The organism is Aquincola tertiaricarbonis, assembly GCF_023573145.1.
GTDB lineage: Bacteria > Pseudomonadota > Gammaproteobacteria > Burkholderiales > Burkholderiaceae_C > Aquincola > Aquincola tertiaricarbonis_B.
On sequence record NZ_CP097635.1, the window covers coordinates 2,504,847 to 2,527,920 of the forward strand.

Annotated in this window: 15 protein-coding genes; 8 read left to right on the forward strand and 7 right to left on the reverse strand. The window is 70.2% G+C overall.

Features of this window, described 5'->3' with window-relative positions:
* Positions 1-171 precede the first annotated feature (171 nt).
* On the forward strand, positions 172-7,623 hold the full coding sequence (locus tag MW290_RS11520; RefSeq protein WP_259373444.1) for an autotransporter-associated beta strand repeat-containing protein: 7,452 nt from the start codon (positions 172-174) through the stop codon (positions 7,621-7,623).
* 11 nt (positions 7,624-7,634) lie between these two features.
* Here MW290_RS11520 and MW290_RS11525 read toward each other — a convergent pair whose 3' ends face one another.
* The 5 genes from MW290_RS11525 to MW290_RS11545 all read right to left on the reverse strand — a co-directional run bounded on the left by MW290_RS11525 (position 7,635) and on the right by MW290_RS11545 (position 11,667).
* Complete coding sequence (locus MW290_RS11525) at positions 7,635-9,200, reverse strand: methyl-accepting chemotaxis protein (protein ID WP_250194796.1); 1,566 nt, start codon at positions 9,198-9,200, stop codon at positions 7,635-7,637.
* A 37-nt stretch (positions 9,201-9,237) separates the two neighbouring features.
* Complete coding sequence (locus MW290_RS11530; protein WP_250194797.1) at positions 9,238-9,651, reverse strand: hypothetical protein; 414 nt, start codon at positions 9,649-9,651, stop codon at positions 9,238-9,240.
* Between the two features lie 206 nt (positions 9,652-9,857).
* Positions 9,858-10,205 (reverse strand): RNA-binding regulator, encoded by a 348-nt coding sequence (gene rbp, locus MW290_RS11535; RefSeq protein ID WP_250194798.1) that lies wholly within the window; start codon positions 10,203-10,205, stop codon positions 9,858-9,860.
* Between the two features lie 104 nt (positions 10,206-10,309).
* The gene (locus MW290_RS11540; protein WP_250196661.1) at positions 10,310-10,519 is read right to left on the reverse strand and encodes a hypothetical protein; all 210 of its coding nucleotides are present in this window, start codon (positions 10,517-10,519) and stop codon (positions 10,310-10,312) included.
* A 242-nt stretch (positions 10,520-10,761) separates the two neighbouring features.
* Positions 10,762-11,667 (reverse strand): LysR family transcriptional regulator, encoded by a 906-nt coding sequence (locus MW290_RS11545; RefSeq protein WP_250194799.1) that lies wholly within the window; start codon positions 11,665-11,667, stop codon positions 10,762-10,764.
* Positions 11,668-11,769: 102 nt separating this feature from the next.
* Here MW290_RS11545 and MW290_RS11550 point away from each other — a divergent pair, with 102 nt between their 5' ends.
* Genes MW290_RS11550 through MW290_RS11560 form a run of 3 tightly spaced genes read left to right on the forward strand, consistent with a single transcriptional unit; the run spans position 11,770 to position 14,596 of the window.
* The gene (locus tag MW290_RS11550) at positions 11,770-12,114 is read left to right on the forward strand and encodes a nuclear transport factor 2 family protein (protein ID WP_250194800.1); all 345 of its coding nucleotides are present in this window, start codon (positions 11,770-11,772) and stop codon (positions 12,112-12,114) included.
* Complete coding sequence (locus MW290_RS33280; RefSeq protein ID WP_375142750.1) at positions 12,111-12,356, forward strand: hypothetical protein; 246 nt, start codon at positions 12,111-12,113, stop codon at positions 12,354-12,356. Before MW290_RS11550 ends, MW290_RS33280 begins: the two co-directional genes overlap by 4 nt.
* A complete protein-coding gene (locus MW290_RS11560; RefSeq protein WP_250194801.1) occupies positions 12,353-14,596 on the forward strand; it encodes a phosphocholine-specific phospholipase C in 2,244 nt (747 codons plus the stop codon). The genes MW290_RS33280 and MW290_RS11560 overlap by 4 nt, the downstream gene beginning before the upstream one ends.
* Here MW290_RS11560 and MW290_RS11565 read toward each other — a convergent pair.
* Positions 14,593-17,817 carry a hypothetical protein gene (locus tag MW290_RS11565; RefSeq protein ID WP_250194802.1) on the reverse strand — a complete coding sequence of 1,075 codons (3,225 nt, stop codon included), beginning with the start codon at positions 17,815-17,817 and terminating at the stop codon, positions 14,593-14,595. The genes MW290_RS11560 and MW290_RS11565 overlap by 4 nt on opposite strands.
* Before the next feature lie 97 nt (positions 17,818-17,914).
* Positions 17,915-18,352: an META domain-containing protein gene (locus tag MW290_RS11570; RefSeq protein WP_250194803.1), complete on the reverse strand. Its 438-nt coding sequence runs from the start codon at positions 18,350-18,352 to the stop codon at positions 17,915-17,917.
* Between the two features lie 103 nt (positions 18,353-18,455).
* On the opposite strand from MW290_RS11570, the gene MW290_RS11575 reads away from it, so the two are divergent.
* The 4 genes from MW290_RS11575 to MW290_RS11590 are packed head-to-tail and all read left to right on the forward strand — an operon-like array spanning position 18,456 to position 23,064.
* Entirely contained in the window at positions 18,456-19,382 is a 927-nt protein-coding gene (locus MW290_RS11575; RefSeq protein WP_250194804.1) for a LysR family transcriptional regulator, read from the forward strand.
* Positions 19,383-19,441: 59 nt separating this feature from the next.
* Positions 19,442-20,884 carry an FAD-dependent tricarballylate dehydrogenase TcuA gene (gene tcuA, locus MW290_RS11580; protein WP_310740078.1) on the forward strand — a complete coding sequence of 481 codons (1,443 nt, stop codon included), beginning with the start codon at positions 19,442-19,444 and terminating at the stop codon, positions 20,882-20,884.
* Positions 20,871-22,052 (forward strand): tricarballylate utilization 4Fe-4S protein TcuB, encoded by a 1,182-nt coding sequence (gene tcuB, locus MW290_RS11585; RefSeq protein ID WP_250194805.1) that lies wholly within the window; start codon positions 20,871-20,873, stop codon positions 22,050-22,052. The genes tcuA and tcuB overlap by 14 nt, the downstream gene beginning before the upstream one ends.
* 28 nt (positions 22,053-22,080) lie before the next feature.
* Positions 22,081-23,064: a Bug family tripartite tricarboxylate transporter substrate binding protein gene (locus tag MW290_RS11590; protein ID WP_250194806.1), complete on the forward strand. Its 984-nt coding sequence runs from the start codon at positions 22,081-22,083 to the stop codon at positions 23,062-23,064.
* Positions 23,065-23,074: the final 10 nt, after the last annotated feature.

A 23,074-nucleotide genomic window follows, 5' to 3' on the forward strand; every position in this document is an offset into this window, starting at 1 on the left:
GCCCCTTGTTACGTTTGCGGTATCGGCAGGCGGCCGACGTTCTTGATCAGGGCTTGCTGACTGACGCGGCATGACGTTACATGTGACGAATTGCTCGCCGTATTGCGAGTTTTTGACTGCCATCGGGCTGCCTACGCTGCCGCACCTTTTTTAAGTAGGCAGGTACAGCAGGTGCACTCTTCGTTGAATCACGTCTTCCGCGTTGTCTGGAATGAAGCCCGTGGATGTTGGTTGGCCGTGGCAGAACACTGCCCGGGTCGCGGCAAGTCTTCCAGCAGCAAGGCCGTGGCGGCCGTGGTGCTGGCGGCCGGCGGCGTCGCCGCGCATGGCCAGGTGGCCTTGGTCGATGGACACGGCGGCACCGGCTGCAACGTGATGGTGACGGGCGCCAATTGCAGCCTGCCCAACAGCAACGCGATCTTCACCAACTTCTACACCCAGGGCGGCGCCGGCAGCGGCGGCGGCGCGGGCCTGGGCGGTGTGTTCTTCGTCAACTCGGGCGCCTCGCTGTCGCTGGACAACGTGTCGTTCCAGCGCAATGCGGTCAAGGGCGGCGAGGGCGGCAGCACCCCCGACGTGAACATCAGCGGCGCCACGCTGTCACTGGTGGAGAAGACGGCCGACGTCACCTCCGTCACCGCCTTCCAGGTCAAGCCCACCATCGTCAGCGAGAGCGGGCAGCTCAAGGTCACGGGCGTCACGCTGGGCTCGGCCAACCCGCTGCTCAAGGCTGACGGCCAGGTCTCGCTGGGTGGCAGCGCCGGGGTCATCGACACGGTGTCGGGCACCACCGTCACGTTCAAGGAAAGCGTCGCGATCTCGCCGGACGCGATCAAGACGCTGGGCAGCGCCAACTACGCCAGTGGCGCCACCACCATCAGCAGCGCCAACTTCGCGGGCCTGGCCAACTCCGACATTGCCACCGGCATGACGGTGGTGGGTACGGGCATCGAAGCGGGCACCACCATCACGGCGGTGACGCGCGATGCGAACAATGCGGTGACCTCGATCACGCTGAGCACGGGCACCACCCAGGCCGGCGCCGGCGCGCAACTGAGCCTGGTCAACGTCACCAGCTTCCAGGCTTCGCAATTCACGAAGCCCACGGGCCTGTTGCCCAACCAGCTGAAGATCTCGGCCACCGGCCTGGGCCTGGCCGTGGGCATGACGCTGAGCGGCGACGGCGTGCCTGCGGGCACCCGGGTGGTGGACATCCAGGGTGACGTGGTCACGCTGTCGCAGCCGATCACCGGCCTCAGCTTCACCGGCAGCCTGCCCATCGGCACGGTGGGTGGCAACCAGATCCAGCTGGCCATGGCGGACAGCCGCTTCACCGTGGGCACGGCCATCTCGGGCACGGGCATTCCGGCCGGCACCATCATCACGGCGGTGGACGCGCAGACCGGCAAGCTCACGCTGAGCAGCAACCTGACCGCGATCCCCGACGAGCTGAGCACCAAGAGCATCCTGGCGCAGACCGGCGCCACGCTGGTGCTCAAGAGCGCCAACGGCCTGCAGGTGGGCATGACGCTGGAAGGCGACGGCATCGCCGACGGCACCCGCATCGTCTCGATCAACGGCAACACGGTGACGCTGAGTGCCGCGCCCAGTGCGCCGGTCACCGGCTTCCTGGCCAGCTCGGCCTTCAGCACCGGCGGCTCGATGAACAGCATCGGCACCACCGGCGCCACCGGCCGCAACGGCGGCAACGGCAACAGCGCGCGCAGCAGCGTGGTGTGGATCACCGACGGCGAGGGCCGCAGCGGCAGCAATGGCGGCAATGCCAACTCGGGCGCCACTGGTGGCGTGGGCGGCCGCGGCGGCAATGGCGGCAACGGCAGCGCGGGCGCGCCGTTCAACTACGGCCTGACCTTCGCGATGCTGAACGCCACCAAGACGGCGGTGGCCGACACGGCTGCGGCGGCAGGTGCGCTGGCTACCTTCCCGCCCAATGCCGTGCTGTCGGCCGCGCACGTGATCGCGGCCGGGGTGGCCTATGTGGACCTGGGTGTGTCCATCGCCAACCTGGTCCAGTGGGGCATCGACCTGGGCCAGGGCCTGGCCGGACGTGGCGGTGACGGTGGCGCTGGCGGCCGGGGTGGCAACGGCAGCACCTTTTATGGCGGTGGCGCGGGCGGCAACGGCGGCGCGGGCGGCAACGGCGCGCTGTCGGGCACCGACGGTGGTGCGGGCGGCGACGGCGGCAACGGCGGTGCAGGCGGCTTCGGGGCGGGCGGTGGCTCGGGCGGTGCCGGCGGCAACGGCGGCAGCACCGGCAATGCCACCGACGGCGGTGGCGGCGCGGGCGGCGTGGCCGGCTTCGGCGGTGGCGTGGGCAGCGACGGCGACGGTCTCTACGGCGGCGGTGGCTCAGGCTACGGCGGCGCCATCTTCGTGCGCAATGGCGGCACGCTGCGCATCACCGGCAATGCGCTCTTCAGCGACAACACGGTGCTGGCCGGATCCAGCAACAACGGCGGCGCCTCCGGCCAGGCGGCCGGCTCCGACATCTTCATGATGAAGGGCTCGGACGTGACGCTGGCCCCGGGCGCGGGCAAGACCATCCGCATCGAAGGCCAGATTGCCGACGACAGCGCGGCCAGCATCGGCAGCGGCAGCGCCGCTGCAGGCGCGGGCGCAGACCTGCGCATCGCGGGCGGCGGCCTGGTGCAGCTGGCTGGGCAGAACACCTACTCGGGCAAGACCATCATCGAAGGCGGCACGCTGGAGACCACGCTGGGCCAGGGCATCCACTCGGCCAGCTCGGTGGTGTTCAACGGCCAGGGCCAGATCGGTTCGCTGGCACCGCATGCCAATGCGGGCGTGCTGCTGCTCAGCGAGAACGTGATCCAGCGCGCCGGTGCCAGCGTGCCCGGCCAGTTCATCTGGAGCGGCGCGGGCGGCTTTGCGGCCGGCACCAGCGGCGGCATCACCGTGGAGATGGGCCGCACCGCCGGCAATGCCGCGCAAACGCTGCAGTGGGGCAGCAACTACCTGTCCACGAACTCGACGCTGGTGTTCGGCTCTGAATACGGCCTGGGCTCGGTGTTCTTCAAGAACGACATCAACCTGGCGGGCCAGACCGGCAACGTGGTGGTGTTCGACAGCCAGCAGGTGGTGGACGGCGCTGCGGTGCGCGACGCGGCCTACCTGAAGGGCAAGCTGACCAACGGCTCGCTGCGCGTGGGCAGCGCCGGCTACGACGGCACGCTGTACCTCACGGCGCAGAACGAGCTGAGCGCCATCACCGTCAACAGCGGCGTGGTGAGCACGCTGGCTGACGACGGCAGCGCCCCGGGCCGCGCCCTGCGCAGCAGCGGCGGCAGCATCACGGTCAACGGCGGCACGCTGGTGCTGGCCGGTGCCGAGAAGGCCACCAGCCTGAACGTGGCGGCCGGCGGCCAGCTGGTCACGGCCGGCGCCTTTGAAGCCGCCACGGTGGACAACCGTGGCGTCAGCTCCCTGGCCGGCGCCAACACGCTGGGCAGCGTGGCCAACCGCGCCAATGCGGCGCTGAACCTGCTGGGCGCCACCACGGTGGCCGGCAGCATCCACAACGAAGCCGGTGCCACGCTGAACCAGCTGGAAGCCGTGCAGGCCGGCGCCGTGCTCAACAACGGCACCTGGGCGGTGGACGGCGACCGCAGCCTGACCACCAACACCGTGGCCGGCAACGGCAGCTTCGTGCTGGCGCAGGAAGGCAGCCGCCTCACGCTGAACCTGGGCAGCGACTCGCAGTTCGACGGCACGGTGCAAGGCGCCGGTGCGCTGGTCAAGGCCGGCAACAGCACGCTGTCGCTGAGCGGCGCCAGCACCCACACCGGCGGCACCACGGTGCAGGCCGGCACGCTGGACACCAGCGCGGGCGGCACGCTGGCCGACAACGGCGCCATCACCGTGGCAGCGGGCGCGCGCTTCATCGCGGGCACGGCCGACACCGTAGGCGCCATGACCAACCGGGGCACCGTGGAGCTGAACGCCGCGCACACCGTGGCTTCGCTGACCAATGCCGACGGCGGCACGCTGCAGCAACGCACCGTGCTCACCAGCACCGGCAGCCTGGACAACCAGGCCGGCGGCACGATCAACCAGTCGGCCGACATCAGCGCCGACGTGGTGGCCAACAGCGGCAGCTTGAACGTCAGCGGTGACCGCACCATCAGCACCCGCGGCCTGATCGGCGAAACCACCGGCCGCATCAACGTCGACGCGCGTCTGACGCTGGCGCAGTCCGACAACTCGGTGTATGCCGGTGCCCTCGAAGGCACGGGCGCGCTGGACAAGACCGGCGCCGGCCTGCTGGTGCTGGCCGGCACCAGCGGCCTCACCGGCGCGCTGACGGTGCAGGCCGGCAGCGTGGACGTGACCGGCAGCATCGCCAGCGGCACCGTGCAGGTGGCGCAGGGTGTGGCCATGGGCGTGGGCAGCAACGCGCTGGCCACCACCGCGCAGGTGAGCAACGCCGGCACCTTCGACGTGCGAGGCGACATCCGCGTGGCCTCGGTGGTGAACACCGGCACGCTGAACAACAGCGGCCACCTGCAGGCCGGCAGCCTGGTCAACGAAGCCGTGGTCAACACCAGCGGCGCGGTCACGGCCGACTCGGTCGTCAACAACGGCCAATGGTCGGTGGAAGGCGAGCGCCGCATCACCACGGCTGCGCTCACAGGCCGCGGCAATTTCGACATGACCCAGGGCAGCTCGCAGCTGGTGGTCGACCAGTCGGGCGACTCCACGTTCGAGGGCGTGTTCAGCGGCCAGGGCAGCCTGGCCAAGGCGGGTGCGGGCACGCTGTCCATCAGCGGCGCCAACACCCACACCGGCGGCACCGTGGTGCGTGCCGGCACGCTGCAGACGGTGGCGGGCGGCACGCTGGCCGACATCGGCGCGGTGGTGGTGGATGCGGGTGCGGCCTTCAAGGCCAACACCGCCGACACCATCGGCGCCGTGTCCAACAGCGGCACACTGGAACTCAATGCGGCGCACAGCGTGGCTTCGCTGGCCAATGCCGAAGGCGGCAGCGCCTTCGTCAATGCCGCGCTCAGCAGCACCGGCAACGTGGCCAACCTGGCCGGCGGCACGCTGAACCAGGCGGCCGACGTGGCCGCGGCTGCCGTGGGCAACAGCGGCACCTGGCACGTGCTGGGCCAGCGCAGCATCACCACTGGCGCGCTGGTGGGTGAAGCCAGCGGCCGCCTGGTGCTGGGCACCGCGGCCGACAGCCTGGCGCTGACGCAAAGCGGCAATGCCAGCTATGCCGGTGCCATCGAAGGCGCGGGCACGCTGAACAAGCGTGGTGCCGGCACCCTGGTGCTGGCCGGCAACAGCAGCCACACCGGCGCGCTGAACGTGCAGGCCGGCGCGCTGGAGGTGACGGGCCAAACCGCCGCCAGCAGCGTGCAGGTGTCGCGCGGCGCCAATCTGGCCCTGGCCGGCAATGCGCTGGCCGCCACGGCCACGCTGGGCAACGACGGCACGCTGGACCTGCGCGCCGACAACCGCGTGGGTGCCTTCGTCAACAGCGGCACCGTCAACGGCGCCGGCAAGCTGACGGCCGACACCTATGCGCTGAACGACGGCAGCGTGATCAATGCCAACCTGGGTGCGGGCACGCTCACCACGCAAGGCAAGGTGCTGCTCAACGGCACCAGCGATGCGGCGGTGGTCAACGTGTTGGCCGACAGCCTGCTGACCCTGGGCGGTGTCGATCGCCTGTCTCGCCAGGCGGCGCTGACGGTGGAAGGCAAGCTGCTGCTGGGCAATGGCGACCAGACGGTGCGCACACTGGCCGGCGCGGGCAGCGTCGACATGCAGGCCTACCACCTGGTGGTGACCAACGGCGGCACCTTCACCGGCACGCTGACCAGCTCGGGCGGCAGCTCGCTGTCCACCAACGGCGGTGCGCTCAGCCTCACCGGTGCCAGCTCGGTGCAGACGCAGGCGCTGGACCTCAGCGGCGGCAGTTCGCTGAGCATGGCCGCGGGCTCGGCCCTGAGCACGGGCAATGCCACGGTGGAGGCCGGCAGCATGCTGCGCATGGCCGACAGTGCGACCTTCCAGTACCAGACCCTGAGCGGTCGCGGCACGGTGGAATCTGCGCACTTTGCCAATGCCAACGGCGCCAAGGTGGCGGGTGCGCTCACTTTCACCGGTGACTTTGCCAACCAGGGCCAGCTGGCGCCGGGCTTCTCGCCGGGCACCGTGACCATCCTGGGCAACTACACCGAGTCGGGCACGCTGGACCTGGAACTGGCCGGCACCACCCCGGGCACCGAGCACGACCAGGTGCGCGTGGGCGGCACCGTCACGGCCGCCGCCGGCAGCCGCCTGGTGTTCATGCCCTGGAATGGCGTGGAGCCCAAGCTGGGCCAGGTGTACCAGGTGGTGGCCGATGCCAACGGCAACGGCAAGCGCATCAACGGCGCGTTCGGCCAGGTGCAGTACGACGCCGATGGCGTGGCCGGCAGCGGCACCGCCGCCGACAGTGCCGCCGTGGTGCTGGACGTGGCCACCGGCCGCGCCTTCGCCACCGGCCTGAACCGCGCCGGCAGCCAGATCACCGAACTGGGTGCCACCGACTCGCAACGTGCGGCCGTCGGTGCCTTGTTCGGGGCGGCCACCGCGCAGGTGGGCGTGCAGCAGATCGACACCGCCCTGGCGCTGGGCGCCAACGCGGCCGAGGTGCTGACCACCGCCAGTGGCGTGCGCAAGCTGGTGCCCGAGTTCTATGGGGCGATGGCCGACTACGGCTTCACCGCATCGACCACGCTGTCTCGCCTGTTGGTGCAACGGGCCGGTGCCGAGTTCGGCCTGCGGCCAATACAGCGCGGCGGCTTCTATGCCGCGGTGCAGAGCGACAGCGCCAAGCCGGGCGACGACGCCAAGCTGCGCCGCAGCGAGTTCGTGCTGGGTGGCGACTGGCAGCTGACGCCTTCGTTCGCGCTGGGCGCCGCGCTGGTCTCCAGCCACGGCAGCCTGGACGGTGCCTTCGGCAGCGGCGACGTCAAGGGCGAAGCCTTCCGCCTGTACGCCAAGGGCAACCTGGGCGAGCGCCTGACGGTGCTGGGCGGCATCGGCCACGGCAGCTACCGCTACGAGCTGAGGCGCGCAGCGGTGGTGGGCGAAGCCCGCGGCGACACCGACGGCGGCGGCACCACGGCCAACTTCGGCCTGGTGTATGAAGCCTTCCAGGGCCGCGAAGTGACGGCACGCCCGTACCTGAGCGTGGACTGGGGCAGCTTCGACGTCGACGGCTTTGCCGAGACCGGCTCCAGCCACCGCCTGGTGATGGACGACTACCGCACCCGCCGCACCACGGCCACCGTGGGCAGCATGTTCGAGTGGAAGAGCGCACTGGGCGGCCGGGCGACCACCGTCACCGCCGACGCGGCGCTGCGCACGGTGCTGGGCGAAGGCAACCGCGTGCAGGGCGCGCGGCTGGGCATCGATACCACGGTGCAGTTCCCGGTGACCTACGAGAGCCGCAAGCGCACGCAGGCGGTGGTGGGGCTGGCCGGCAGCATCCGCCTGAGCGATGCGGTGACGGCTGGCGCCGCCATCGACGCCGCGCTGGGCGGCAATGGCGACACCGGCGTCAAGGCGCAGCTGAACGTGGCGTTCTGACGACCCCGCTCTCAGGCTCCGGCGGCCACGGCTTCCACCCGGAAGCCGGCCACCGACTGCGCCAGCTGCTGCGCCTGCTGGCGCAGCCGTTCGGCGGCGGCGGCGCTTTGCTCCACCAGCGCCGCGTTCTGCTGCGTGGCCTCGTCGATCAGGGTGACGGCCTGGCCCACCTGGGCCACGCCACCGCTCTGGTCGCGGTTGGCCACGCTGATCTCGCTGACGATGTGGCTCACGCGGCGGATCGCCTCCACGATCTCCTGCATCGCCGCGCCGGCCCGGTCGGCCTTGGCCGTGCCCGACTCCACGCGCTCGGCGCTGGCCTGTATCAGCTCCTTGATCTGGCGGGCTGCGTCGGCGCTGCGCTGGGCCAGGCCCCGCACTTCACCGGCCACCACCGCAAAGCCGCGGCCCTGCTCGCCGGCCCGCGCCGCCTCCACCGCGGCATTGAGCGCCAGGATGTTGGTCTGGAACGCGATGCCGTCGATGGTGCCGATGATGTCCACGATGCGGCGCGAAGAGTCCTGGATGCCGTGCATCGTCTGCACCACTTCGTTCACCGCCTCGTGCCCGCCCATCGCGGCGGCCTGGGCGCCATGCGCCAGGTCGTCGGCCTGGTGGGCATGGTCCGAGGTCTGGCGCACGGTGGAGCCCAGCTCCTCCATCGACGCTGCCGTTTCCTGCAGCGCCGAGGCCTGCCGCTCGGTGCGTGACGACAGGTCGAGGTTGCCGCTGGCGATCTCCGCCGTGGCGCGGGCCACTTCGTCGGCGCCGCGGCGCACGTCGCCGATCACCTGGCCCAGCGTGGCGCAGGTGGTGTTGAGCGTGCCCAGCAGCGCCGAGACCTCGTCACCCCCGTCGGCCCGCGCCCGCACCGACAGGTCGCCTTCACCGATGCGGCGCGCCAGGTGCTGCGCTTCGCGCAGCGGCCGCGTCATGCTACGCACCAGCCACACCGCCACCCAGACGGTGAAACCCAGCGCCACCAGCGCGGCTGCCGCCATCACCCAGCCCATGCGGGCCAGCAGGCCCAGCACCGTGGCTTCACTTTCAGAGAGGTTGGTGTTCAACCGGTCCGCCAGCTTGTCCAGTGCCGCGAAGAAGGGCGCCATCATTGGCGTCATCTCCTCGTCGGCGGCGAACGAAGCTTCGGCCTGCTTGCCTTCCATCAGCATGCGGCCGATGCGCTGCACACCGGCGGCATAGGTCTTCTGGCGCTTGATCACCTCTTCGGCCAATGCAGCCGTGTCGGGATGGTGGCTGGCCAGCTCACGCTGCAGCTGCGCCAGGCCATCGACGATGCGCGCATTGCGCGCTTCGATGCCCTGCATCAGCTGCTTTTGCTGCGTGGCGCTGGGTGAGACCAGCGCCTGCAGGCTGTCGACTGCGCTTTGCTTGGCCAGTTGCTGAACGGTGCGGGCCAGCTCCATCAGGCTGCGCTCCTGCGCAGCCACCTGGGTGGCCCGGCTCACCTGCCACAGCGCACCGCCCGAGGTGCCGAGTGCGGCCAGCATGGCCAGCGCGCACAGCCCCAGCGCCAGCCACACGCGCACGCCGATGGAGAAACGTTTGAGCGACAACACGGTACAACCTTGAGGTGGTGACCGGTGATGCGGCTCAGCCGCCCAGCTCGCTGACCAGCTCCTGGCAACGCGTGATGCGCTCACGCTGGATGCCGCCCGCCAGCTTGCGGGCCTCGTCCTCACGGCCGGCCAGGATGGCGGGCACCAGGTCCACTTCACGCGTCTTCTTGAAGGCGGCCCAGGTCTCGTTCAATTCCTTGAACTGTGCCTCCTTGCCGGCCGGTGCCTTCATCTTCGCCAGCTTGGCGCTCACCGCATCGGCCGTGTCCTTGACCAGCTTCTGCTGATCGGCGCCGCGCTTGTCCTTGTTGGTGAGCATCGTCACCAGTGACTCACGCGCTGCACTCAACTGACCTCGCAGCTCGCTGAATTCGTTGGCATGGGCAGGCAAGGCAACCGGCAGCACCGCCAGCGCGGCCAGCAAGGAAACAAGGGCACGACGGATCATGAACAACTCCAACAACGGATGAAACGATGGGTCCCGCAAGAGCGGGCTGGGAGTTCTATCGGCGTGGAATTAAGTGACTTGAATTGTTGTTGGGTGACGGTAATTGTCAGTAATGACTAATTGGATGCGGGGCGCGATACGCCTGCGAGGAGCGAAAAAAAACCGCCTCACAGAGACGGTTCTTCAGGATGGAGAGGAGACTGCGGTCAGCCGCGGCCACCGAAGCCGTCCGTTCCATAGCCGACGTCCGAGCGATGGGAGGCGCGGTAGCCTTGGGCACCGTAGCCACCCGGGGCGGCGCGGTCTTCACGGGGACGCGCCAAGCTCACGCTGATGGTGCGACCGTCGACCGACATGCCGTTCAAACCGTCGATCGCGGCCTGGGCAAGCTCGGCCGCTGCCATCTCGACAAAACCGAAGCCTTTGGACTTGTTGGTGTCGCGGTCCATCATGACCTTGGCCGACAACACTTTGCCGAACTCGCCGAAGTTGCTTCTGAGGCTGGCGTCGGTGACGGAAAAGGGCAGGTTACCCACGAAGATCTTGGTGCTCATGATGAGCCTTTCATTGAGTCAGGGCGCATCCATCGCGATGCGTGCGTGCGGACGGGAAGTCCGCGAGGTCAACTCGGTTGGAGAACTGCTGCAGCGAGCAGTCGTCAGCACGACGGGGGGTTCGGCATGCAGGTTTGCAGCCAGCCTTGCGTGACGGCGAACAGTTGGGCCGCATTGCGCGACGAGAACGTCGTGTTCGACCTGAACACACGGCAGTAGCTGCCTTCGCCCTTGGAGCGTTGGACCGAGAAGGAGGCGCTGAAGCGGCCGCAGTCGGTCGAGCGTGTCGTGGGCGAAACGACGTACTGGCCCATGGAAATGGCTTTGCTTGAAATCGTGGTCAATCAGAAATCGCAGGCGGGGAGCCTGCGTGAGCATGGTGGCTCGGTTGGCTGCTGCTCGGCAAGCCAAAAGGTGACGGCGCCAAAGTCGTCCGTCTGGAGGTGGCGCGCCAGGTGTGCAGCGCGCCGTCGTCAGGCGGAATTATACAAGTGCCACCTCGAGCAGCTGCCGCGACGAAGGTCCTGCCTGGCCAGGTCTGCCCGACCCTGGCCCCTCAAACCTGCAGATCCCGATCCCGCAGACAGTCCACGAACGCCATCAACGCGGCCGACGGATGGCGGCGGCTGGCGTAGTAGAGGAACAGGCCCGGCTTGGTGACGGTCCAGTCGGCCATCACCGGCACCAGGCGGCCCGCGGCCAAGGCCTCGTCCACCTGCGCGTGGTCGAAGGCGTACAGCAAGCCCAGGCCTTGCAGCGCGGCGGCCACCCCCAGGCTGGCGTCGTTGGTCACCAGCGGGCCTTCGGTGGCCACTTCCAGCCGCTTGCCGCGCTTGTGCAGTTCCCAGCGGTACACGCGGCCGTCCTGCTGCAGCCGCCAGTTGATGCAGGCATGGTGGGCCAGGTCGGCCGGCGTGGTCGGCGCTCCGTGCCGGGCCAGGTAGTCGGGTGCAGAAACGATCTTCATCCGCACGTCGGGCGTCAGCCGCACGGCGATCATGTCCTTCTCGATGCGCCCGCCCGCCCGGATGCCGGCATCGAATCTGCCCTCTACGATGTCGCTCAGCGCGTCGTCCACCACGATGTCCAGCACCACGCCCGGATGCGCGCGGTGAAAGCGGCCCAGCCGTGGCGCGATGAACTGCCGCGCGGCCATGCCCAGCGTGTTGATGCGCAGCGTGCCCACCGGCTGGCCCGCCACCGCGCCGGCCTCGGCCACGGCGTCGTCCAGGTCCGCGAAGAGTGGGGCGATGCGCTGGTGCAGCCGCGCGCCCGCTTCGGTGGTGGACACGCTGCGTGTGGTGCGGTTGAGCAGGCGCACGCCCAGGCGGGCCTCCAGCTGGCGGATGGTCTGGCTCAGGGCCGAAGGCGACAGGCCCAGGTGCTCCGCCGCGCGGGCAAAGCTCGATCGATCGGCCACGGCCGCGAAGGCCTTCAGCTCTGCAAACTCGGACCCGCGCATTATGTTGATTCCGCTACATAACCCATTCGGAGTCTAGAGGATTCACTCAGCAGTCCGGCGCGCGCATCCTGGCGGCTCCACAACCCGTCAGGAGATCCGATGATGAGCAACACCGTCGCGCTGCCCGCGCCCATTGCCGCCTACTTCGAGGCCGACCGCCAGGGTCCGGAGGCGGTGGCCCTGTGCTTCACCCCGCAGGCCGTCGTCACCGATGAAGGCCGCCAGCACCACGGCCGTGCCGCCATCACGGCCTGGAAGCAGGCCGCTTCTCGCGCCTTCGAGTACCAGGTGCAGCCCTTCTCGGTGGTGGAAGAAGGGCGGGGAGAAGAGCACGCCTGGTGCGTGCGCAGCCACGTCACCGGCAACTTCCCGGGCAGCCCTGTGGACCTGCGCTACCACTTCCGCCTTGACGACGGCCTGGTGGCTGCGCTGGAGATCACGGCATGAGTTTCGACCTTCAATTGCAAAGGGGCCGTGCGTTGGTCACTGGTGGCACCAAAGGGGTGGGCGCCGCCGTGGTGCAGGCGCTGCAGCAGGCCGGCATGCAGGTGCTGGCCGTGGCGCGCAGCGTGCCGCCCGAGGCACCCGCGCGGGCAAGTACCGCATCAGTACCCGCGCCTGCTTCACGCCCCTGTCACGCCCCGGGCCTAGCCTGCGCGGCCTTGCAGTTCCTCTCTTTCACACCATGACCACACGACGCAGCTTCCTGCGCGGCGGTGCGCAGGCGGGCCTGGCGGCTGCGGCCGTGGGCGCGTTCCCGCCTTCCATCCAGCGGGCGCTGGCCATTCCGGCGCACAACGCCACCGGCACCATCCAGGACGTGCAGCACGTCGTGATCCTGATGCAGGAGAACCGGGCCTTCGACCACTACTTCGGCACCCTGGCCGGCGTGCGTGGCTTCGGCGATCGCTTTCCCATTCCGCTGCCCGATGGCCGCAACGTGTGGCAGCAGCGCAATGCGTCGGGCCAGGTGATCCTGCCCTTCCACCTCGATGGCTCGGTGGGCAATGCGCAGCGGGCCAATGGCACGCCGCACGACTGGAACGACAGCCAGCAGGCCTGGGACCACGGCCGCATGGACCAGTGGCCGCGCTACAAGAACCAGATCTCTATGGGCTACTTCGAGCAGGCCGAGATCCCGTTCCAGTTCGCGCTGGCCAATGCCTTCACGATCTGCGATGCGTACCACTGCTCGATGCACACGGGCACCGACGCCAACCGCTCGTTCTTCCTCACCGGCACCAACGGCGCCGTGCCCACCGGCACCGCCTTCGTCACCAACGAGTGGGACGCCATCGACGGCCTGCCCGGCGGCGTGGACACCGGCTACACCTGGACCACCTATGCCGAGCGGCTGGAGCAGGCCGGCGTGAGCTGGATCAGCTACCAGAACATGCCCGACGAGTGGGGCGACAACATGCTGGGCGCCTTCCGGCAGTTCAAGCGGGCCAACATCGCCTCGGGCTATCCGGTGTCCAGCGGCGGCTCGCCGGGCCGGCCGTACACCAACACCGGCCAGGCCCTGCCGTACCACGCCTACGACCCCGCCACCGACAACGCGAACAACCCGCTGTACAAGGGTGTGGCCAACACGCTGCCCGGCACCAGCCCCGAGAACTACCTCGACGCCTTCCGCCGCGACATCCGCGAAGGCCGGCTGCCGGCCGTCTCGTGGATGAATGCGCCGTCGATCTACTGCGAGCATCCTGGCCCTTCCAGCCCGGTGCAGGGCGCCTGGTTCCTGCAGGAGGTGCTGGACGCGCTCACCGCCGTGCCCGAGGTGTGGAGCAAGACGGTGCTGATCGTCAACTTCGACGAGAACGACGGTTACTTCGACCACGTGCCTTCGCCTTCGGCCCCTTCGCCCGACGGGAAGGGCGGTTTCGCCGGCAAGACCACGCTGGGCGCGGCGGAGATGGCACCGGAGTACTTCACCCATCCCAAGCCGGCCGGCAGCCGCAGCCAGCCGGCGCCCGACGGCCGCGTGTACGGCCCGGGCCCTCGGGTGCCCCTCTTCGTCATCTCGCCCTGGAGCCGCGGAGGCTGGGTCAACTCGCAGGTGTTCGACCACACCTCGGTGCTGCGCTTCCTGGAGGCGCGCTTCGGCGTGATGGAGCCCAACATCAGCCCCTTCCGCCGCGCGGTGTGCGGCGACCTGACCAGCGCCTTCAACTTCGCCACGCCCAACACCGAAGTGCTGCCGGTGCTGGAAGGCCGCCGCAGCAAGGCCGATGCCGATGCGCTGCGCCGCCAGCAGGAGCGGCTGCAGCAGATCCGCCCGCCGGTGCAACAGCAGTTGCCCTTGCAAGCGGCCGGCACCCGGCCTTCACGCGCGCTGCCCTATGAGCTGGCCACCACCTGCCAGGTGCTGCCCGGCGCCGGCAGCATCGCCAACACGCGGGTGCAGCTGAGCTTCATCAACACCGGGCGCCAGGCGGCGGTGTTCCATGTGTACGACCGGCTCAACCTGGCCGCGCTGCCGCGCCGCTACATGGTGGAAGCGGGCAAGCGCCTGGAAGACACCTGGGTGCCTGCGGGTGGCGGCCTGTACGACCTGTGGGTGCTGGGCCCCAATGGCTACCACCGGCACTTCGGTGGCAGCGCCTACCGCGCGGTGTCGGCGGCGCAGCCGCGGCCCGAGGTGCAGGTGCGTTGCGACGGCCGCACCGGCGAGCTGGTGCTGCTGCTGTCCAACGCCGGCTCGGGCCCATGCAGCCTCACGCTGCAGTCCAACGCTTATGCGGCCTACAGCAGCAGCCACACGCTGGCCCCGCGCAGTGAAACCACGCTGCGGCTGCCGGTGGCGGGCAATGGCCACTGGTACGACCTCAGCGCCCGTGTCAGCGGCCATCCGGAGTACCTGCGCCGCTTGGCCGGCCGGGTGGAAACGGGCCGGCACACGGTCAGCGACCCGGCGCTGGGTGCCTAGAGGTTGGCCATCGCCAGGTAGTCCAGCACCGCCGTGCCGCCCAGCGTGGCAAAGGGCAGCAGCACGGCCTTGAGCAACGGCTGCTGCGAGAACGGCGCGAAGGCACCTTCGCGCAGCGCGTCGATCTCGCGCCGCAGCCACTGCAGCTGCGGCGTGGCCAGGGGCTCCGCGGCCTGGGGCGCGGCCACCCGCAGCAGGGCATGGTCCACCTCGCGCAGCGCCGCCTGCCGCGACTGCTCGACCGAGCGGCGCAGCGCCACCGCGCAGGCCAGCACGATGGCCAGGCTCAGCAGGCCCATGCCGATCAGCAGCCACGGCAGCTCCCAGTCGTCGAAGGCGCGGTGGCGCGCCACCAGCAGCAGCGACAGCACGATGAAGGGGTAGTAGATCAGCCGCGTGACCACCCGCGTGCGCCGGGCGGCGAACTGCAGGTCGATCCAGTGGTCCAGCAGCCGCGGCGGCAGCGGCCCCATCTGCGCACGGAAGTGGTTGAGTGTGCGCTGCGGCCAGTTGGCGCCATGCAGCCGCAGCTGCTGCACGAAGCGCACGCAGAACCAGGTGGCGTCCACCACGCCGAAGACCAGGAAGGTCATGGCCACGACGGCGGTCAAGGCCAGCCAGAAGTGCACCTGGGCCGACAGCGCACCGCGCACCGGAATGCCAGGGTCTTGAACCAGCAGCCAGCGCAGCAGCAGGCCCAGGCCCACCAGCAGCACGGTGCACACGCTGGTGCGCAGCAGCCGCGCCGGCATGCGGTTCTGGGCGATGTAGCGCTTCCAGAACACCTCGGCGCCCGGCGTCATCGCCGGGTCGATGCGGCTGCCGTTGACCGTGTAGGTGGCGTGGGGGTCGAAGAGCCGCGCCAGGCGCTGCAGGGGGCCGAGCCCGGCTTCTTCCTGTGCCAGCTCCGCATGCAGGCGCCGCCGCGTCTTGCCCAGGTGCAGCGCCAGCGCGATGTCGTCGAGGTTGCGCGACAGCGAAGTCCAGCCGCGGAACAGCAGGTGCAGGCACAGCAGCAGCGTGAACACGTGGATGGCCTGCGTGGGCCACAGGCTGATGCCTTCGGTCAGGCTCATCGGCTTGCCGTTGGCCGTGAGCCAGTCGGCGAAGGCCGGCCATTGCCGCGCCGCCGCCCAGGGGAGGGCCACGTGCAGCAGCAGCAGCGCCGCCAGCAAGAGGGCGCGTCGGTGCCAGGCGGAGCGGCCCGCCACCAGCAGCCCGCGGCGCAGCCGCCTGCGCAGCGCGCGGCTGACGGCCACCGCCGGCATCCAGACGGCCGCCAGCAGCGCGCTGAACAGCAGGGCGAGCACGGCCGGCCTGGTGGGCGGGTGCGGTTGGCTGTGGGGCGGATGGATCTGGTCGCAGGTCAGCAACTGGGTGCGGCAGTCGGCGTCGGCCCCGGGTGCGGCCGGTGCCGGCGGCGCCGGCTCCGCCGCCAGCTGGAAGTCGAAGGCCTGGGTGCGGCCGATCTCGAACAGGCGCGGCGGTTGCAGCCAGCCGTCGATGCGCGCCTGCAGCTGCGCGGGTTCGGTCAGTGGTCGGGCGGGCGTGGTGGCCCGCGTCAGGGCCAGCCGGGTGGTGAAGAACACGGCCGTCTGGTAGGTGTCGCGAAAGGGCGGCGTGCCGGCCTGCAGGCGGTCGGCCAGCTGCAGGCCGAAGTTGGAAGCCACGATCAGGTTGCGCGCCCAGGCCTGCTCGCTGGGGTGCAGCAGGCGTGCATCCAGGTCGGTGGTGAAGAACACCGCATTCGGAAACTCCGGCTGCAGCGCCTTCAGCAGCAACAGCTTGTCGTGCACGTCGTTGCCCAGCACACCGATGGCGCGTATGCCGTCCGCACCGGCCGCGCGCAGCGCCGCATCACGCTCATGCAGCCGCGCCGCCAGCCGGCGCAGGTAGTCGAACTGGCTCTGGCCCTCGGCCCGCTCGATGAAGCTCACGTCCTTGCGGCGCTCTTCCTTGTCGGCCGCCGAACGTGGTGCGCCACCTTCGGCCTGCGCGCCGCTGCGCTCGGGCAGCTGGCCGTCCAGCCCACGCACGTAGCTGAAGCGCTGCACGCAAAAGCCGGGGCCTTGCCCATCCATCATGAATTGCCGGCGCAGGCTGCGGCCGTAGAGCGTGTCCCACTCGGCCACCACGGCGATGTGCTGCGGCGCGTCGGGCTGCGTGGGCGCCGTGAGCGAGCACAGCTTGCGGCGGTAGGCCTGCAGTGCCTCGCCGGTGATGTCCGGTGGTGTGCTGGCGGGCCGCAGGCCGCGCAGGCTCAGCTCATCGACCAGCGCTCGCGCCAGCCGCGTGTCATCACCGCTGGTGCGCAGCAGGCGGATGCCACGCGCCTGCATGAAGGCCGCCAGCGTCATGCCCGTGGGCGCGTTGTGCGGCGCCAGCAGCAGCCGGTCGGCCACCGTGGCCATCGGCGACAGGAACTCGATATCCAGTCCCTTGAACATGGCGCGGTCAAAGCCCTCGCTGGCCGCTTCTTCGACCATCGCACGCAAACCGCCGGAGCTCACCGGGCCGACGACCTGCCAGCGCAGGCGGTCGCGCAGCGCTTCGGCGCCCAGGCCCCTCATCAGCCGCTTCATGCGGCCGAAGGGGTTGAGGCTGAAGGCATCGTCGTCCAGCCACAGCACCAGCACCCGGCACTTGTCGCAGGCGGGCGTGCCGTCCGGCGCCGGTTCGAACCATTCATAGGGCACCGTCTGCGGCAGGTGGCGCGGCACAGCCTTGTTGTCGTCGGGGCTGAAGTAGCCCAGGTGCTCGCCGTTGAAAGGGACGAACCCACCCGTGTTCAGGCCCGACAGCACCGCATAGCGCAGCCGCCGCCGGCCTTCCACCGCTTCGGCATACGGGCCGCCCGGCAGCATCACTGGCAGCACCGTGATCTGTTGAAGCGCCTGCTTCCCGCCCGGCTTCAGCCGCCACGTGATCTCGCCGACCAGGATCTTTCGGCGCCGCTCGTCCTCGGCGGCCAGCTGTTGCGGTTTCATCACGCGGGCCGCCTGCTCGCGCTGTCGGGCCACGGCGCCGAAGGGGTCCTGCCACAGGCGGGCGTCCACGTCCTGCGGCTCGTAGCGCTGCTCGGTGCGCGGCTCATTGGCCGCGGGCCGGGTGCTTTGCAAGGACACCTCGTTGAGCACGAAGGCCCCGGTGGCCAGCACCAGCAGGGCCACCAGCCCGTTGCCCGACCAGCCGGCAAACCCGGCGTTCCCCTGTCCACTCATGACGACTGCCCCCGTTGGCCAGAAGGTAGGCGGTCATCTGCGGGATGGCCTCCTTCTCTTGGGGGAGCTCAGGCGAGGGGGCCAGCGCTGCAGGCGCCTACGATCCACCTTCCATGAAGCGCGTGCCGCGCAGCATGCCGCGGCCCTCGGCATTGCGCAGCTCCAGCAGGCCGTCGGGCCGCACACGGGCGGTGCGCGCCGCTTCCAGCGCGGTGAGGATGCGGTCTTCCTGCTCCATCGCCATCGGGCCGCAGGCGCGTCGGGTGGTCACCACCGGGCCCACGGCCAGGCGGTCGCCTTGCAGGGTGTAGGACGCACTCAGGCTGTTGCAGCTGGTGTGGCCCACCAGCGTGCCATCGGGCCGAAAGTCCAGCCGTGCCTGGCTGCGGTCGATCAGCGGCTCGGTCATGGCCTGGTCCACCCGCCACAGGCCCGCCACGCTGAGCGTGGGCGATGTGGGCGATGTGGGCGGCGTGCCGGCGCAGCCGGCCAGCAGCAGCAACGCGAAGGGGAGGGCGCGGGAAGCGATCGGCATGCAAGGTCTCCTGCGGCGGCACGGCATGGGCGCCGCTTGTGGGCCGGTTTATAGCCGGATACTGCGCGCACCGCGCCGCCGGCGTGGGCAAGGAGCCTGGGCTTTGGAACTGCGTCAGCTGCGTTACTTCGTGCGTGTGGTGGAACTGGGCAGCATGGGGCGGGCCGCGCAGGAGATGGGCGTGGTGACCTCGGCGCTCAGCCAGCAGATCAGCCGGCTGGAAGGTGAGCTGGCCACGCGGCTGTTGCAGCGCGACGCCCGCGGCGCTCGCGCCACCGATGCAGGCATGGCCTTCTACCAGCAGGCGCAGCTGGCGCTTCGCCATGCCGACGATGCGGTGCGGGCCGCGCAGCAGGCCCGCTTGTCGGGCCATGTGAGCGTGGGGCTGGCGCCTTCCACCTCGGCGGTGCTGGCGCTGCCCTTCATGCAGGCCATGCGCGCGCGCTACCCCGATGTGCGGCTGCGCATGGTCGAGAGCCTGTCGGGCCATCTGGCCGGCATGCTCACCGCCCGACAGCTGGACCTGGCGGTGCTGTTTGATGCTGGCGAGTCCGGTGGCCATGCCAGCGTGCCGCTGCTGGAAGAGCGTCTCTTCGTGCTGGGCCTGCGTGGCCTGACGGGCCTGCCCACCGCCGCGCGGGTGCGGCTGGCCGAGCTGCGCCACTTGCCGCTGCTGCTGCCCAGCCACCGGCACGGCCTGCGTGCCACGGTGGACGCGGCCTTCCGCCGCTCACGCGGCCAGCCCAACCTGGTGCTGGAAGTGGACGGCCTGGCGGTGTTGATGGATGCGGTGTGCGCCGGCCTGGCCGCCACCATCCAGCCCGGCGCCGCCACCGCCCGGCTGGCGGGCAGCGACATCGTGCGCGCGGAGATCACCGACCGCGGTGCCCGCCGCATCAACCGCCTGGCCGCGCTGCCCGAAGACGAGCTGTCGCCGGCCGCGCTGGCGGCGCGGGTGGTGCTGCGCGATGTGGCGCGGGCGCTGGTGCAGGGTGGGCAATGGCCTGGCGTCACCCTTCACGAAGCGTGAACACCTGTTGCTCGCGGGCCGTCTAGCGGCGGGGCAGGGCGGCTCCTAGAGTGCCGCCCATGCCTTCAACGCAGACCCCGGACATCCCCGACGTGCTCGTCATCGGCGGCGGCAATGCCGCGCTGTGCGCCGCGCTGATGGCGCGCGAAGCCGGTGCCAGCGTGCAGCTGCTCGAAGCCTCGCCGCGCGAATGGCGCGGCGGCAACTCGCAGCATGTGCGCAACCTGCGCTGCATGCACGATGCGCCGCAGGACGTGCTGGTGGAGGCCTACACCGAAGAGGAGTTCTGGCAGGACCTGCTCAAGGTGACGGGCGGCCGCACCGACGAGGCGCTGGCCCGGCTGGTGATCCGCGCCAGCGCCACCTGCCGGCCCTGGATGCGCCGGCACGGGGTGCACTTCCAGCCATCGCTGTCGGGGGCGTTGCACACCGCGCGCACCAATGCGTTTTTCATGGGCGGCGGCAAGGCGCTGGTCAATGCCTACTACCGCAGTGCCGAACGGCTGGGCGTGCAGGTGCGCTACGACACGCCGGTGGACCGGCTGGAGCTGCAGGACGGCCGCTTCGTGGCGGCCTGGTCGGGCGGCCAGCGCTTTGCGGCGCGCGCCTGCGTGCTGGCCTGCGGTGGCTTCGAGAGCAACCGCGACTGGCTGCGTGAAGCCTGGGGCACCAATGCGCGTGGCGAGCACCCGGCCGACAACTTCCTGATCCGCGGCACCCGCTTCAACACCGGCACGCTGCTGCGCTTCATGATGGCCGCGGGCGCCGATACCATCGGCGACCCCACGCAGGCCCACATGGTGGCCATCGACGCGCGGGCGCCGCTGTACGACGGCGGCATCTGCACCCGCATCGACTGCGTGTCGCTGGGCGTGGTGCTCAACCGCGAGGCCGAGCGCTTCTACGACGAGGGCGAGGACTTCTGGCCCAAGCGCTATGCCATCTGGGGCCGTCTGGTGGCGCAGCAACCGGGGCAGGTGGCCTGGTCGGTGATCGACGCCAAGGCGGTGGGCCGCTTCATGCCGCCGGTGTTTCCGGGCGTGCGGGCCGACAGCCTGCCCGCGCTGGCCCGCGGCCTGGGCCTGGACGAGGCCCGCTTCATGCACACGCTGCAGGCCTACAACGCAGCCTGCCGGCCCGGCAGCTTCGACCACACCCGGCTGGACGACTGCCGCACCGAAGGCCTGAGCCCGGCCAAGACCCACTGGGCGCGGCCGATCGACACGCCGCCGTTCTTCGGTTATGCGCTGCGCCCGGGCGTCACCTTCACCTACCTGGGCCTGAAGGTGGACCACACCGCCGCCGTGCGCTTTGGCGGGCGGCCCAGCCCCAACCTGTTCGTGGCCGGCGAGATGATGGCCGGCAACGTGCTGGGCCAGGGCTACACCGCCGGCGTGGGCATGAGCATCGGCACCGCCTTCGGTCGCATCGCGGGCACGCAGGCCGCGGCCGCCTGCGGCCACGCTCACCCGCACCTGGAGCAAGACCATGTCGCCGCTTGACACCCTGGTGCGCGAAGCCACCGACCTGGCCGAGGCACGGCCGCCGCGGGTGATCCCGATCCAGCCGATGACGGGCAGCGAGCAGGAGGTGGCCCGCGTGATGGCCATCTGCAATGCCTGCCGCTATTGCGAAGGCTTTTGCGCGGTGTTTCCGGCCATGACGCGGCGGCTGGACTTCCACAAGCAGGACGTGAACCTGCTGGCCAACCTGTGCCACAACTGCGGCGCCTGCCTGCATGCCTGCCAGTACGCGCCGCCGCACGAATTCGCGGTGAACGTGCCGCGCGCCATGGCCGAGGTGCGGCTGGGCACCTACACCGAGTTTGCGTGGCCACCGGCGCTTGGCCGGCTGTACCAGCGCAACGGCCTCACGCTGGCGCTGGCACTGGCCGGCGGGCTGGCGCTGTTCATGATGCTGGCCGCCGGCCTGCACGGCAGCCTGTGGGGCGGCGCGCCGCAGGGCAACTTCTATGCGGTGTTCCCGCACAACCTGATGGTGGCGCTGTTCGCGCCGGTGTTCCTGTTCGCGGCGCTGGCCCTGGGCATCGGCGTGCGCCGCTTTTGGCGCAGCGAGCGCCCGGGGCCGGCCAGCGGCGCGGCGGTGGCCGAGGCCACGCACGACGTGCTGCGGCTCAAGTACCTGGACGGCGGCCATGGCGAAGGCTGCAACAACGCGGACGACCGCTTCACCCAGGCAAGGCGGCGTTTCCACCACCTCACGTTCTACGGCTTCATGCTGTGCTTCGCGGCCACCAGCGTGGCCACGCTGTACCACTACCTGCTGGGCTGGCAGGCGCCGTACGGCTATGCCAGCTTGCCCAAGCTGCTGGGCACCAGCGGCGGCGTGATGCTGGTGCTGGGCACCGCGGGGCTCTTCATGCTCAACCTGCGCCGGCATGCGCTGCAGCAGGACCTGCGGCAGCGGCCGATGGACCGTGGCTTCATCGCGCTGCTGTTCCTCACGGCCGCCAGCGGCCTGGTGCTGATGTTGTTCAAGGGCACGCCCGCGCTGGCACTGCTGCTGTCGGCGCACCTGGGCGCGGTGATGGCCCTGTTCGCCACCATGCCCTACGGCAAGTTCGCCCACGGCATCTACCGCAGCGCCGCCCTGCTGAAGTGGGCGATCGAGAAGCGACAGCCGAGCCGATTGCAGCTCGGCGATGACTGATTCCAACTGCCACCGCCAGGAGACCGCCATGCGCCCCAGCCTCACCACCCGCCGCCGTTGCTTCCCCTTGCTGGCCTTGGCGCTGGCGCTGGCCGCGGGCCATGCCCATGCCCAGGAGCTGCCCAGGAAGCCGATCACCCTGGTGGTGGGCTTTGCCGCCGGTGGCGCGGCCGATGCGGCGGCGCGGATGATCGCCAAGAAGCTGCAGGCCAACATCGGCCAGACCGTGGTGGTGGACAACCGGGCCGGGGCCGGCGGCAACATCGCCCACCAGTTCGTGGCCAAGGCCGAGCCGGACGGCTCGGTGATCCTGCTGGGCTCCATCGGCCCGCTGACCATCGCGCCGCACCTGATGAAGGTGGGCTACGAACCGCAGAAGGACCTGGCGCCGCTGACCATGGGCGTGAGCTTTCCCAACGTGCTGGTGGTGCACCAGGGCGTGGGCGTGAAGACGCTGGCCGAGTTCGTGGCCAGGGCGAAGGCGCAACCGGGCAAGCTGGACTTCGCTTCCACCGGCGCGGGCTCCGCCTCTCACCTGGCGGGCGAACTGCTGAACCAGCGCGCCGGCATCGACACGGTGCACATCCCGTACAAGGGCGGGGCGCCTGCGCTGCAGGACCTGCTGGGGGGCCGCGTGGCGGCCTACTACTCCACGCCCGCCACCGCGGCACCGCACATCGAATCGGGCAAGCTGGTGCCGCTGGCCACCACCGGCCTGCAGCGCTCGGAGTTCATGCCCAAGGTGCCCACGGTGGCCGAATCGGGCTACCCCGGCTTTGCCGCCACCAACTGGTATGCCTTCATGGCGCCGGGCAAGACGCCGGTGCCGGTGCTGGAGCGCTGGAACCAGGAGCTGGTCAAGGCCCTGCGCGACCCCGAGGTGAAGGCCGAGCTGGACCACCATGGCCTGACCCCCGCCCCGGGCACCCGCCAGCAGCTGGCCGACTACATCACCAGCGAATCGCGCACCTGGGGCCAGCTGGTGCGTGAGCGCGGCATCAAGGCCGACTGAAACGGCCGCG